Source organism: Streptomyces sp. NPDC028722, assembly GCF_040637655.1.
Taxonomy (GTDB): Bacteria; Actinomycetota; Actinomycetes; order Streptomycetales; family Streptomycetaceae; genus Streptomyces.
On sequence record NZ_JBEZWU010000009.1, the window covers coordinates 180,229 to 193,143 of the forward strand.

17 protein-coding genes and 1 pseudogene are annotated in these 12,915 nt (G+C 67.7%); 17 read left to right on the forward strand and 1 reads right to left on the reverse strand.

The features are described from left to right. Positions 1–2: 2 nt before the first annotated feature. The 15 genes and pseudogenes from rplR to AB0F03_RS17125 all read left to right on the forward strand — a co-directional run. Positions 3–386 carry a 50S ribosomal protein L18 gene (gene rplR, locus AB0F03_RS17055; protein WP_356818725.1) on the forward strand — a complete coding sequence of 128 codons (384 nt, stop codon included), beginning with the start codon at positions 3–5 and terminating at the stop codon, positions 384–386. Positions 387–427: 41 nt separating this feature from the next. Next, positions 428–1,033 (forward strand): 30S ribosomal protein S5, encoded by a 606-nt coding sequence (rpsE, locus tag AB0F03_RS17060; protein ID WP_016645168.1) that lies wholly within the window; start codon positions 428–430, stop codon positions 1,031–1,033. Positions 1,034–1,035: 2 nt separating this feature from the next. Next, on the forward strand, positions 1,036–1,218 hold the full coding sequence (gene rpmD / locus AB0F03_RS17065) for a 50S ribosomal protein L30 (RefSeq protein WP_003974250.1): 183 nt from the start codon (positions 1,036–1,038) through the stop codon (positions 1,216–1,218). A gap of 2 nt (positions 1,219–1,220) precedes the next feature. Continuing rightward, complete coding sequence (rplO, locus tag AB0F03_RS17070; protein ID WP_121787371.1) at positions 1,221–1,676, forward strand: 50S ribosomal protein L15; 456 nt, start codon at positions 1,221–1,223, stop codon at positions 1,674–1,676. Positions 1,677–1,866: 190 nt separating this feature from the next. Continuing rightward, on the forward strand, positions 1,867–3,183 hold the full coding sequence (secY, locus tag AB0F03_RS17075; RefSeq protein WP_356818721.1) for a preprotein translocase subunit SecY: 1,317 nt from the start codon (positions 1,867–1,869) through the stop codon (positions 3,181–3,183). Further along, positions 3,183–3,845, forward strand: a complete 663-nt coding sequence (locus AB0F03_RS17080) for an adenylate kinase (RefSeq protein WP_361991951.1) — start codon at positions 3,183–3,185, stop codon at positions 3,843–3,845. The genes secY and AB0F03_RS17080 overlap by 1 nt, the downstream gene beginning before the upstream one ends. A 130-nt stretch (positions 3,846–3,975) precedes the next feature. Then, positions 3,976–4,812: a type I methionyl aminopeptidase gene (gene map / locus AB0F03_RS17085; RefSeq protein ID WP_361992205.1), complete on the forward strand. Its 837-nt coding sequence runs from the start codon at positions 3,976–3,978 to the stop codon at positions 4,810–4,812. Between the two features lie 163 nt (positions 4,813–4,975). Beyond that, a complete protein-coding gene (infA, locus tag AB0F03_RS17090; protein ID WP_003948620.1) occupies positions 4,976–5,197 on the forward strand; it encodes a translation initiation factor IF-1 in 222 nt (73 codons plus the stop codon). 60 nt (positions 5,198–5,257) lie between these two features. Beyond that, positions 5,258–5,371 carry a 50S ribosomal protein L36 gene (gene rpmJ / locus AB0F03_RS17095; RefSeq protein WP_003998809.1) on the forward strand — a complete coding sequence of 38 codons (114 nt, stop codon included), beginning with the start codon at positions 5,258–5,260 and terminating at the stop codon, positions 5,369–5,371. Positions 5,372–5,567: 196 nt separating this feature from the next. Beyond that, on the forward strand, positions 5,568–5,948 hold the full coding sequence (rpsM, locus tag AB0F03_RS17100; protein WP_121787367.1) for a 30S ribosomal protein S13: 381 nt from the start codon (positions 5,568–5,570) through the stop codon (positions 5,946–5,948). 64 nt (positions 5,949–6,012) lie between these two features. Next, positions 6,013–6,417, forward strand: coding sequence for a 30S ribosomal protein S11 (rpsK, locus tag AB0F03_RS17105; protein WP_201832311.1), 405 nt, complete (start codon positions 6,013–6,015; stop codon positions 6,415–6,417). A 155-nt stretch (positions 6,418–6,572) separates the two neighbouring features. Then, entirely contained in the window at positions 6,573–7,595 is a 1,023-nt protein-coding gene (locus tag AB0F03_RS17110; RefSeq protein WP_228993327.1) for a DNA-directed RNA polymerase subunit alpha, read from the forward strand. A 193-nt stretch (positions 7,596–7,788) separates the two neighbouring features. After that, positions 7,789–8,280: a 50S ribosomal protein L17 gene (gene rplQ / locus AB0F03_RS17115; RefSeq protein WP_356818716.1), complete on the forward strand. Its 492-nt coding sequence runs from the start codon at positions 7,789–7,791 to the stop codon at positions 8,278–8,280. A 91-nt stretch (positions 8,281–8,371) separates the two neighbouring features. Then, the gene (gene truA, locus AB0F03_RS17120) at positions 8,372–9,235 is read left to right on the forward strand and encodes a tRNA pseudouridine(38-40) synthase TruA (protein ID WP_361991957.1); all 864 of its coding nucleotides are present in this window, start codon (positions 8,372–8,374) and stop codon (positions 9,233–9,235) included. Positions 9,236–9,299: 64 nt separating this feature from the next. Next, positions 9,300–10,430 (forward strand): annotated as a pseudogene (locus AB0F03_RS17125) (cellulose synthase catalytic subunit); the annotation flags it as partial. A 190-nt stretch (positions 10,431–10,620) separates the two neighbouring features. On the opposite strand, the gene AB0F03_RS17130 reads toward AB0F03_RS17125, so the two are convergent. Beyond that, complete coding sequence (locus AB0F03_RS17130; RefSeq protein WP_361991960.1) at positions 10,621–11,496, reverse strand: hypothetical protein; 876 nt, start codon at positions 11,494–11,496, stop codon at positions 10,621–10,623. 320 nt (positions 11,497–11,816) lie between these two features. Here AB0F03_RS17130 and rplM point away from each other — a divergent pair, with 320 nt between their 5' ends. Next, positions 11,817–12,260, forward strand: coding sequence for a 50S ribosomal protein L13 (rplM, locus tag AB0F03_RS17135; protein ID WP_030345455.1), 444 nt, complete (start codon positions 11,817–11,819; stop codon positions 12,258–12,260). 42 nt (positions 12,261–12,302) lie between these two features. Then, positions 12,303–12,815 carry a 30S ribosomal protein S9 gene (gene rpsI / locus AB0F03_RS17140; protein WP_301972785.1) on the forward strand — a complete coding sequence of 171 codons (513 nt, stop codon included), beginning with the start codon at positions 12,303–12,305 and terminating at the stop codon, positions 12,813–12,815. The last annotated feature ends 100 nt before the right edge of the window (positions 12,816–12,915 follow it).

The window sequence follows — 12,915 nt, forward strand, 5'->3', positions numbered from 1 at the left end:
CCATGGCATACGGACAGAAGATCCTCAAGGGCGACGCTTACAAGCGCGCCGCGATCAAGCGTCGCCACATCCGGATCCGCAAGCACATCTCGGGTACGGCTGAGCGTCCGCGCCTCGTCGTGACGCGCTCCAACCGCCACATCGTGGCCCAGGTCATCGACGACATCAAGGGTCACACCCTGGCGTCGGCGTCGACCCTGGACACCACGATCCGCGGTGGCGAGGGCGACAAGTCCGCGCAGGCCAAGCAGGTCGGCGCCCTGGTCGCCGAGCGTGCCAAGGCCGCCGGCGTCGAGGCTGTCGTATTCGACCGTGGTGGCAACCAGTACGCCGGGCGCATCGCCGCTCTGGCGGACGCCGCCCGCGAAGCCGGCCTGAAGTTCTGAGCCGGTTCCGTAGCTAGCGGAAACAGAGAGAGGTAATTCCAATGGCTGGACCCCAGCGCCGCGGTGGCGGTGCCGGTGGCGGCGAGCGGCGGGACCGGAAGGGCCGTGACGGCGGCGCAGCTGCCGCCGAGAAGACCGCGTACGTTGAGCGCGTCGTCGCGATCAACCGCGTCGCCAAGGTTGTGAAGGGTGGTCGTCGCTTCAGCTTCACCGCGCTGGTCGTGGTGGGCGACGGTGACGGCACCGTGGGTGTCGGATACGGCAAGGCCAAGGAGGTGCCGGCCGCCATCGCCAAGGGTGTTGAGGAGGCCAAGAAGCACTTCTTCAAGGTCCCCCGCATCCAGGGCACCATCCCGCACCCGATCCAGGGTGAGAAGGCTGCCGGCGTCGTGCTGCTCAAGCCCGCGTCCCCGGGTACCGGCGTCATCGCCGGTGGTCCCGTGCGCGCCGTGCTCGAGTGCGCCGGCGTTCACGACATCCTGTCGAAGTCCCTGGGCTCCGACAACGCCATCAACATCGTGCACGCCACCGTGGCGGCCCTGAAGGGTCTCCAGCGTCCCGAGGAGATCGCGGCTCGCCGTGGTCTGCCCCTCGAGGACGTGGCCCCCGCGGCCCTGCTGCGTGCGCGTGCCGGGGCGGGTGCGTAATCATGGCGCAGCTCAAGATCACGCAGGTCAAGTCCTACATCGGCAGCAAGCAGAACCACCGCGACACCCTGCGCTCCCTTGGTCTCAAGGGCATCAACACGCAGGTCGTCAAGGAGGACCGCCCCGAGTTCCGCGGCATGGTGCACACCGTCCGCCACCTCGTGACGGTCGAGGAGGTCGACTGATCATGGCGGAGAACAACCCGCTGAAGATCCACAACCTCCGTCCCGCCCCGGGCGCCAAGACCGCCAAGACCCGTGTGGGTCGTGGTGAGGCGTCGAAGGGTAAGACGGCCGGTCGTGGTACCAAGGGCACGAAGGCCCGTTACCAGGTTCCGGAGCGCTTCGAGGGTGGCCAGATGCCCCTCCACATGCGTCTCCCGAAGCTCAAGGGCTTCAAGAACCCGTTCAAGACCGAGTACCAGGTCGTGAACCTCGACAAGCTGGCCTCTCTCTACCCCGAGGGTGGTGAGGTCACCGTCGAGTCGCTGATCGCGAAGGGTGCCGTTCGCAAGAACAGCCTCGTCAAGGTCCTCGGCCAGGGCGAGATCTCCGTGGCGCTCCAGGTGACGGTCGACGCCGTCTCCGGGTCCGCCAAGGAGAAGATCACCGCCGCCGGCGGCACGGTCACCGAGCTCGTCTGAGTCGCTCAGACGACGCCTCGATGACGTAGAACGAACCCGACCGGGGATACCTCACAGTGAGGTATCCCCGGTTGGTCGTTCCTAGGGAGGCAGTGTCGCCGGTATGGTGGCCTGCACTGTTCTTTTTCGTATTCGTCGAACCTCAGACCGTCACCCTTGACGCAGTTGCGCGGGGGTCGCAGGAGGCACCGTGCTCACCGCGTTCGCCCGGGCGTTCAGGACGCCCGACCTGCGCAAGAAGCTGCTCTTCACGCTGGGCATCATCGTGGTCTACCGGGTCGGTACCCACATCCCGATCCCCGGCGTCAACTACCAGGCCGTCCAGAAGTGTGTGAACGAGGCGTCGGGCAACCAGGGCCTCTTCGGCCTCGTGAACATGTTCAGCGGTGGCGCGCTGCTCCAGATCACGGTCTTCGCGCTCGGCATCATGCCGTACATCACCGCCAGCATCATCCTTCAGCTGCTGACCGTGGTCATCCCGCGCCTGGAGGCCCTGAAGAAGGAGGGCCAGGCCGGCACGGCGAAGATCACGCAGTACACCCGCTATCTGACGGTGGCGCTCGCCATCCTCCAGGGCACGGGCCTGGTCGCCACCGCCCGCAGCGGCGCGCTCTTCAACGGCTGCTCGGTCGCGTCGAGCATCGTTCCCGACCAGGCCATCTTCACGACGATCACCATGGTCATCTGCATGACCGCGGGTACGGCCGTCGTGATGTGGCTCGGTGAACTGGTCACCGACCGCGGTATCGGCAACGGCATGTCGATCCTGATGTTCATCTCGATCGCCGCGACGTTCCCGTCCGCGCTGTGGGCCATCAAGAAGCAGGGCACGCTGGCCGGCGGCTGGATCGAGTTCGGCACGGTCATCGCCGTGGGCCTGGTCATGGTCGCGCTCGTCGTCTTCGTCGAGCAGGCCCAGCGCCGCGTCCCGGTGCAGTACGCGAAGCGGATGATCGGCCGCCGGTCCTACGGCGGTACGTCCACCTACATCCCGCTGAAGGTGAACCAGGCGGGTGTGATCCCCGTCATCTTCGCCTCGTCGCTGCTCTACATCCCGGCGCTCGTGGCCCAGTTCGCGGGCAATGACAAGTCGGGCTGGAAGACCTGGGTCGAGCAGAACCTGACCAAGGGCGACCACCCGATCTACATCACCACGTACTTCCTGCTGATCGTTTTCTTCGCGTTCTTCTACGTGGCGATCTCCTTCAACCCCGAGGAAGTCGCCGACAACATGAAGAAGTATGGTGGCTTCATCCCGGGCATCCGGGCTGGCCGACCGACCGCTGAGTACCTCAGTTACGTGCTCAACCGGATCACCTGGCCGGGTTCGCTGTATCTGGGCCTGATCGCTCTCGTACCGACAATGGCGTTGGTGGGCTTTGGGGCAAGCCAGAACTTCCCCTTCGGCGGCACCAGCATCCTCATCATCGTGGGTGTCGGCCTCGAGACGGTGAAGCAGATCGAGAGCCAGCTCCAGCAGCGCAATTACGAAGGGTTCCTCCGCTGATGCGTATCGTCCTCGTCGGGCCGCCGGGTGCCGGTAAGGGAACGCAAGCCGTCCGGCTCGCTGAGAAGCTGGCCGTCCCGCACATCTCCACGGGTGACCTGTTCCGGGCCAACATCAGCCAGCAGACCGAGCTGGGCAAGCTCGCGAAGTCCTACATGGACGCCGGCAATCTCGTACCCGACGAGGTCACGATCGCGATGGCCAAGGACCGCATGGAGCAGCCGGACGCCGCGAACGGTTTCCTGCTGGACGGCTTCCCGCGCAATGTCTCGCAGGCCCAAGCGCTGGACCGGCTGCTGAGGGACGAGGACATCACGCTGGACGCGGTCCTGGACCTGGAGGTCCCCGAGGAAGAGGTCGTCAAGCGGATCGCCGGCCGGCGCATCTGCCGCAACGACTCGTCCCACGTCTTCCACGAGACGTACAGCCCGGCGAAGCAGGAGGGCGTGTGCGACGTCTGCGGCGGTGAGCTGTACCAGCGCGACGACGACTCCGAGGACACGGTCCGCAAGCGGCTCGAGGTCTACCACTCGCAGACCGAGCCGATCATCGACTACTACAAGTCGCAGGGCCTGGTCCGTACGATCTCCTCTCTGGGGCCCGTGGACGAGATCACGCGGAGGGCGCTGGAGGCCCTCAAGCGCGAGAAGGCCGAGCAGTAGAGCCCGGCCCTTTCCGGCCGCGGTGCCCTCCTCCTCCCGGATGACGTCCGGGAAGACCCCCTGGGCGCCGCGGCCGTACTGTTGTACAGGTAACCCAGTCGACGTGAGTGACGGAGAGCGCAGGCCCCCCATGGTGCAGATCAAGACCCCCGAGCAGATCGCCACGATGCGGGCGGCGGGCCTGGTCGTCGCCGCCATCCACGCGGCCACGCGCGAGGCCGCCGTGCCGGGTGCCAGCACCAAGGACCTGGACGAGGTGGCCCGCAAGGTCCTCGCCGAGCACGGCGCCCGGTCGAACTTCCTCGGCTACGGCGGCTTCCCGGCCACCATCTGCACCTCCGTCAACGACGTCGTCGTGCACGGCATCCCCTCCGAGGACGTCGTCCTGAAGGACGGCGACATCATCTCCGTCGACTGCGGCGCGATCGTCGACGGCTGGCACGGCGACGCGGCCTACACGGCGTTCGTCGGTTCCGGTCACGCGCCGGAGCTGATCGAACTGTCGCGGGTCACGGAGGAGTCGATGTGGGCCGGCATCGCGGCCATGAAGCCGGGCGGCCGCCTGGTCGACGTCTCCCGGGCGATCGAGACGTACATCCGCCGCCAGCCCAAGCCCGGCGGCGGCCGGTACGGGATCATCGAGGACTACGGCGGCCACGGCATCGGCACCGAGATGCACATGGACCCGCACCTGCTGAACTACGTCGACCGCCGGCGCGGCAAGGGCCCGAAGCTGGTGCCCGGTTTCTGCCTGGCGATCGAGCCGATGGTCTCCCTCGGCACCCCGCGCACCGAGGTCCTCGAGGACGACTGGACCGTCATCACCACGGACGGCACCTGGTCCTCCCACTGGGAGCACTCGGTCGCCCTCACCGAGCAGGGACCGCTGGTCCTGACGGCGCCGGACGGCGGCCGGGCGAAGCTGGCGGAGCACGGCATCACGGCCGCTCCGGATCCTCTCGCATAAGGATCACCCGCATGGGGCAGACTTCCTCGATTCGCCTTTCCGGGTGCGCCGACGTAGACTGACTCGTCGGCTCTCGTGCACCCGCATGTCCGCATGCTCCCGCAAGGGAATCCCAGGGAAACGCCCGAGCGTCGATCAAGGTAGTCGATTCGAAGGGCGAAGCGTGGCCAAGAAGCAAGGTGCCATCGAGATCGAGGGCACTGTCGTCGAGTCTCTTCCGAACGCCATGTTCAAGGTCGAGCTCCAGAACGGCCACCAGGTCCTGGCGCACATCAGCGGCAAGATGCGTATGCACTACATCCGTATCCTCCCTGACGACCGGGTCGTGGTGGAGCTTTCTCCGTACGACCTCACGCGCGGCCGGATCGTCTACCGGTACAAGTAGATCTTGCCCGAGCCCCGGGCCCGCCCGGAGCGATGGCACTGACCCGGAGAACCTCACCCCATGAAGGTCAAGCCGAGCGTCAAGAAGATCTGCGACAAGTGCAGGGTGATCCGCCGTCACGGCCGGGTCATGGTCATCTGCGAGAACCCGCGCCACAAGCAGCGCCAGGGCTGACGCAGGAACACCACCCTCTGCACCGCTATCGCAGAGATTCGCGCGACGCGAGCTGAATATGTTCATACGCAGGGCCCAAGTCGTCGCGAGCGGCTTGACACCCCCGGTCGGAGGCCGGGGACCCGGTTCGTACCTGGTACGGCGGCCGGGAACCGGTCCTGTGGAAGACCTCCGAAGATTCACCAGGAGCCATTGAATGGCACGCGTTTCCGGTGTCGACATCCCGCGCGACAAGCGCGTGGAGATCGCGCTCACCTACGTGTTCGGCATCGGCCGGACCCTTTCGAAGGAGACGCTGGCTGCGACCGGCGTCGACCCGAACGCCCGCGTCCGTGACCTGTCCGAAGAGCAGCTGGTCGCGATCCGCGAGTACGTCGACAACAACATCAAGACCGAGGGTGACCTCCGTCGCGAGATCCAGGCCGACATCCGCCGCAAGGTCGAGATCGGTACCTACCAGGGTCTCCGTCACCGTCGCGGTCTGCCCGTCCGCGGTCAGCGCACCAGCACCAACGCTCGTACCCGCAAGGGTCCGCGTCGCGCCATCGCCGGCAAGAAGAAGCCGGGCAAGAAGTAGTCCGCAGCGGACATCTGTCCACGGTCTTCGCTGTAGGACCGACCACCTCCCTAGGAGTAAGTAGATGCCCCCCAAGGGACGTCAGGGCGCCGTCAAGAAGGTGCGCCGCAAGGAAAAGAAGAACGTCGCTCATGGCCACGCCTACATCAAGAGCACGTTCAACAACACGATCGTCTCCATCACGGACCCGTCCGGCAACGTGATCTCCTGGGCCTCCGCCGGCCACGTCGGCTTCAAGGGCTCCCGGAAGTCCACGCCGTTCGCCGCGCAGATGGCCGCCGAGTCGGCTGCCCGCCGCGCGCAGGAGCACGGCATGCGCCGCGTCGACGTGTTCGTCAAGGGCCCGGGTGCCGGTCGTGAGACCGCGATCCGTTCCCTTCAGGCCACGGGTCTCGAGGTCGGCTCCATCCAGGACGTCACCCCGACCCCGCACAACGGCTGCCGCCCGCCGAAGCGTCGTCGCGTCTGACGCGTCGGCCGCGTGCCGGTCTGAGGTTTTCGGGCGGTACGGCTCCGTGAAAGGGCCGTATCGCCCGTACCCTTGCCATACCCGTGCGGTGCGAACCCACGGTTTTGTCGGACGTCAAATAGCGGGCGTCCACGAATGAAGGATCTGATCCACTCATGCTGATCGCTCAGCGCCCCTCGTTGACCGAAGAGGTCGTCGACGAGTTCCGCTCCCGGTTCGTGATCGAGCCGCTGGAGCCGGGCTTCGGTTACACCCTCGGCAACTCCCTGCGCCGTACCCTCCTGTCCTCGATCCCGGGTGCCGCCGTCACCTCCATCCGGATCGACGGCGTGCTGCACGAGTTCACCACCGTGCCGGGCGTCAAGGAGGACGTCACCGACCTGATCCTCAACATCAAGCAGCTGGTCGTCTCCTCGGAGCACGACGAGCCGGTCGTGATGTACCTGCGCAAGCAGGGCCCGGGTCTGGTCACCGCCGCCGACATCGCGCCCCCGGCCGGTGTCGAGGTGCACAACCCCGACCTGGTCCTCGCCACGCTCAACGGCAAGGGCAAGCTGGAGATGGAGCTGACCGTCGAGCGCGGTCGCGGCTACGTCTCCGCCGTGCAGAACAAGCAGGTGGGCCAGGAGATCGGCCGTATCCCGGTCGACTCCATCTACTCGCCGGTGCTGAAGGTCACGTACAAGGTCGAGGCCACGCGTGTCGAGCAGCGCACCGACTTCGACAAGCTGATCGTCGACGTCGAGACCAAGCAGGCGATGCGTCCGCGTGACGCCATGGCCTCCGCGGGCAAGACGCTGGTCGAGCTGTTCGGTCTCGCCCGCGAGCTGAACATCGACGCCGAGGGCATCGACATGGGTCCGTCCCCGACGGACGCCGCCCTGGCCGCCGACCTCGCGCTGCCGATCGAGGAGCTGGAGCTCACGGTCCGCTCCTACAACTGCCTCAAGCGTGAGGGCATCCACTCCGTGGGTGAGCTGGTCGCGCGCTCCGAGGCCGACCTGCTGGACATTCGCAACTTCGGTGCGAAGTCCATCGACGAGGTCAAGGCGAAGCTGGCCGGCATGAGCCTGGCCCTGAAGGACAGCCCGCCCGGATTCGACCCGACCGCCGCCGCCGACGCCTTCGGCGCCGACGACGACGCGGACGCCGGGTTCGTGGAGACCGAGCAGTACTGAGCACTCCGCGAGGAGGCCGGTTCTGCGGCTGCCGGCCCGCTGTGGCGGGTCGCGCGGTTCCCCGCGCCCCTGACGGGGCGCGGACCCTCCGGGTGCCTTGAGAGAGGCGCCCGGATCTCCGACGGGTGATCGCCCGCTCGGACACTGACCCCGGTACCTGACACGGCCGGGGCAGACACCTAGGAGAGACACCATGCCGAAGCCCACCAAGGGTGCCCGTCTGGGCGGCAGCGCCTCGCACGAGAAGCTGCTCCTCGCGAACCTCGCGAAGGCGCTGTTCGAGCACGGCCGCATCACCACCACCGAGGCGAAGGCGCGCAAGCTGCGTCCGTACGCCGAGCGTCTGGTCACCAAGGCGAAGAAGGGCGACCTTCACAACCGCCGTCAGGTGCTCCAGGTCATCACGGACAAGAGCATCGTGCACACGCTCTTCACCGAGATCGGCCCGCGGTACGAGAACCGTCCCGGTGGCTACACCCGCATCACCAAGATCGGTAACCGCCGTGGCGACAACGCGCCCATGGCCGTCATCGAGCTGGTCGAGGCACTGACGGTGCAGCAGAACGCCGTGGGTGAGGCCGAGGCCGCCACCAAGCGCGCGGTCAAGGAGTCCGACGAGGCCAAGGCCGAGGAGACCAAGGTCGAGGAGACCGAGGCTCCGGCCGAGGAGTCCAAGGACGCCTGAGGCTCTGCCTGAGCTGTGAGCGGGTCCGCCCTCCGGGGCGGGCCCGCTCTCGCGTTCTCCGCCCCCGGTCCCGCCCTGAGAGGATCCCTACGTGAGTGACGAAGTACAGCCCGGACTCGTACGCATCCGCCTCGACCTGTCCTACGACGGCAGCGCCTTCCACGGCTGGGCCAAGCAGGCCGGCGGGAGGCGGACCGTGCAGGGCGAGATCGAGGACGCCCTGCGGACGGTGACGCGGTCGAAGGAGACGTACGACCTGACCGTGGCCGGGCGGACCGACGCGGGCGTGCACGCCCGTGGGCAGGTGGCGCATGTCGACCTGCCGGCCGGGCTGTGGGCGGAGCACGGGGAGAAGCTGCTCAAGCGGCTCGCCGGGCGGCTGCCGAAGGACGTCCGGGTGTGGCGGCTGTCCGAGGCCCCGGCCGGGTTCGACGCCCGGTTCTCGGCGATCTGGCGGCGCTACGCGTACCGGGTCACCGACCATCCGGGCGGGGTCGATCCGCTGCTGCGCCACCACGTGCTGTGGCACGACTGGCCGCTCGACGTGGACGCCATGAACGAGGCGGCCCGGGCGCTGCTGGGGGAGCACGACTTCGCCGCGTACTGCAAGCGGCGGGAGGGCGCCACGACCATCCGGACGCTCCAGGAGCTGAGCCTGGTGCGGGGGGCCGACGGGATCATCACCGCCACCGTCCGCGCGGACGCGTTCTGCCACAACATGGTGCGTTCGCTGATCGGGGCGCTGCTGTTCGTGGGCGACGGGCACCGGGGCCCGGAATGGCCGGGGAAGGTGCTGGCCGCCGGGGTGCGGGACTCCGCCGTGCATGTCGTACGGCCGCACGGGCTGACCCTGGAAGAGGTCGGCTACCCCGCCGACGAACTGCTGGCGGCCCGGAACAAGGAGGCCCGGAACAAGCGGTCGCTTCCCGGGACCTCGGGTTGTGAAACCTGTTAGTTGCTACGCGCGCCGGAATCTGTGGATCCTGACGATCAGTTCACTCGTCAGCTTCTGCTGTCTGGTGGTGAGCCAGTTCAAGCTGGCGTCGTCCACGCCGGTGCTGTGGATCTACACACCGCTGCTGGTGTTCACGGTCTTCTACTACCTGGTGTCGTTGCGGGTGAACGGTTTCACCCGGGACTTCGACATCGCTCACCACCGGCGGCTGGTGCACGACTGGCGGCCCGAGGTGTATCCGACCGTCGACGTGTTCCTGCCGGTGTGCGGGGAGCCCATCGAGGTGCTGCACAACACCTGGCGGCATGTGCGGGCGATGGCCGACCGCTACCCCGGGGTGTGCGTGCCGTTCGTGCTCGACGACGGCGCGAACCCCCAACTGGCCGCGATGGCGCGGGACTTCCGGTACCGCTACGGCACCCGGGAGAATCGCGGCTGGTTCAAGAAGGCCGGCAACCTGCACTTCGGCTTCGGCCGGTCCGACGGCGAGTTCATCCTCATCCTGGACGCCGACTTCACCCCGCGGGCCGACCTGCTGGAGGAGCTGCTGCCGTACATGGACGACGATCCGCGAACCGGAATCGTCCAGTCGCCGCAGTACTTCCGTGTGCTCGACTCGCAGAACTGGATCGAGCGCGGGGCGGGCGCGGTGCAGGAGCTGTTCTACCGCTCCGTGCAGGTCTCACGGCAGGGCAGTGACGGCGCCATCTGCGTCGGGTCCTGCGCGATCTACCGGCGGGCGGCCCTGAAGACCAACGGCGGCACGACACTGATCGAGCACTCCGAGGACGTGCACACCGGCTTCGACCTGCGGGGGCTCGGCTGGGACCTGCGGTACGTGCCGGTCGCGGTGTCCACCGGCGTCTGCCCGGACACCGCGGGCGCCTTCTTCAACCAGCAGTACCGCTGGTGCTCGGGCTCGATGAGCCTGCTCGGCAGCAGGAAGTTCTGGCAGCGCAAGATCCGGCTGTCCAGCCGCTTGTGCTACATGTCCGGGTTCTTCTACTACATCCACACCGCGCTGTTCACCTTCGCGGCGCCGGTCATCCCGATCGTGCTGCTGCTGATGATGCCGGACAAGCTCAAGGTCGAGCACCTGCTCCTGGTGGTGCCGAGCATCGTCTACACCACGATCGTCTTCCCGGTGTGGCACCGGGCGCCCTACCGCCTGGAGGCCTGGGCGGCCCGCATGATGTAAAGCAAGGAAGACCGTCCCCGTGCGGCTCACCGTCACCGGCACCGGTTACCTCGGTGCCACCCGCGCCGCCGGCACGGCGGAGCCGGACTCCGGAAGGTGACCCTACGCGCCCAGCCGGAGTCGGCGGTGGTCCCGCTGCGGCCGCGCCCGAAGCGGCGCCGGCCGCCCGGCGGCTGCCGCCGCGCGGCTAGCGTTCGGCGGCGGCCGACGCCTGGATCCGGCCGCGGCGGTTGATCTGGTTGACGGTGAACTGGGCCAGGTCGTTGCCGGTGCGGAAGACCGTGGTGTCCTTGGTGGTGACGTCCTTGCCGTTGGTGAAGCCGGAGATCGTGAAGTAGGCGTAGCGGCCGTAGGCGTTGCGGGTCGAGCGGCAGAACGCCCCGTCGCAGAACGGCTTGACCCCCTTGCCGAACAGCGAGCGCACGATGCTCCTGTCGTCGGTCTGGGAGCGGGCCTTCGCGGCCTGGGCGGCGGTGTCGAAGACGGCGACGCCGACGGTGACCCCGATGCCGCCGTCGGTGTAGGTCACCCGCATCAGACGGGTGCAGCCGTTGGCGGTGAGGATCTTGGGCAGGGTGGCGCCGGCGGCCGTGGCACAGCTCGTGGTGTCGGCCGTCAGGCCCTTCTTGTACACCGTGCCGCCGACGGTCAGCCGCGTGCCCGGGAACAGCGTGTCGGGGCTGAGCGGGGCGGTGTCCTTCCTGGCGCTGGAGATGAACTCCTTGGGGTCCAGCGGCGGCGGGGCGCTGGTGGGCGCGAACGACGGCGTCGCGGTGCCGGTGCCGGGCAGCGCGGAGCCGGCGGGCGGACTGCCGGCGCCCGCCTTGCCGTCCCCGCCGTTCGCGGAGACGACGGCCATGGCGACCGCGGTGCCTATCGCGACGGTGGCGAGCGCGCCGCCGGCTGTGAACAGCAGCTTGCGGCGCTTGTTCCGCGTCTCCGAGGCCTCGGCGAGCGCGGCCCAGTCCGGCGACCCGTCGTCGGCTGCGCTGTTCCATGGCTGCTGGGAATGCGGTTTCCAGGGATCCCACTGAGACTGGGGTCCCCCCTGCCCGTAACTCATGGGGCGCATCTTAGACGGGGCGCGGGGGGTGCCGGAGGGCGTCGGGCGGCATGCCGTGTTTGTCCGCCGCCCGGTTCCGGGGCGTTTCGTGCGGGGTGTCGGGCGGACTCGTTTTGACCCGTCCGGGGGCTGACCGGTAACCTACTTCTTCGTTGTGTATTGGCTTGCTCATTCTCACGGGACGGGCCCTTACACCGGTCCACCGGGCCGATGACCAGCGACCAGCACGCGGTTTGCGTCACCGCTGTGCGGTCAGGGCTGTCGTGATCGTTTCGGTGACCTTGTTTAGGACCATTCACTCGAAGCGAAGGCTACGAACCGTGCGTACGTACAGCCCCAAGCCCGGCGATGTGACGCGCCAGTGGCACGTCATCGACGCTCAGGACGTAGTCCTGGGCCGTCTCGCCACCACCGCAGCGACCCTCCTCCGGGGCAAGCACAAGCCGATCTACGCGCCGCACGTCGACGCTGGTGACTTCGTCATCATCATCAACGCCGACAAGGTGCACCTGTCCGGCAACAAGCGGACCCAGAAGATGGCGTACCGCCACTCCGGCTACCCGGGTGGTCTGCGCTCCGTCCGCTACGACGAGCTGCTCGACAAGAACCCCGAGAAGGCCATCGAGAAGGCCGTCAAGGGCATGCTCCCCAAGAACACGCTGGGCCGTCAGATGCTCTCGAAGCTGAAGGTCTACAAGGGTGACCAGCACCCCCACGCTGCCCAGCAGCCGGTGCCGTTCGAGATCACCCAGGTCGCGCAGTAAGTCCGGCCACCCCCTAAGACCGTAGAGAATCTGAGGAGAATCGTGGCCGAGACCACTGCCGAGCAGCCGCTCGAAGAGCTTGACATCGACAGCTACACCACCGAGTCCGAGGTCCCCGTCGAGGGTGAGTACACCTCGGAGTCCCTGGCCTCCCGCTTCGGCGAGCCCCAGCCGGCCGCCGGCCTGGGCCGCCGCAAGAACGCCATCGCCCGCGTCCGGATCGTTCCGGGCACCGGCAAGTGGAAGATCAACGGCCGCACCCTCGAGGACTACTTCCCGAACAAGGTGCACCAGCAGGAAGTCAACGAGCCCTTCAAGGTGCTCGAGCTGGAGGGTCGCTACGACGTCGTCGCCCGCATCGCGGGTGGCGGTGTGTCCGGTCAGGCCGGTGCGCTCCGTCTCGGTGTCGCCCGTGCGCTGAACGAGGCCGACGTCGACAACAACCGCGGCCCGCTGAAGAAGGCCGGCTTCCTCACGCGTGACGACCGTGCGGTCGAGCGCAAGAAGGCCGGTCTGAAGAAGGCCCGTAAGGCTCCGCAGTACAGCAAGCGCTAAGCTTCGCTGCCTGCTCGTACGTGGTACGGGCTTCGGCTCCGCGTACTCCGAACGCCCCGGCGGCACGCCATATGTGCCGCCGGGGCGTTCGTTTATCCCA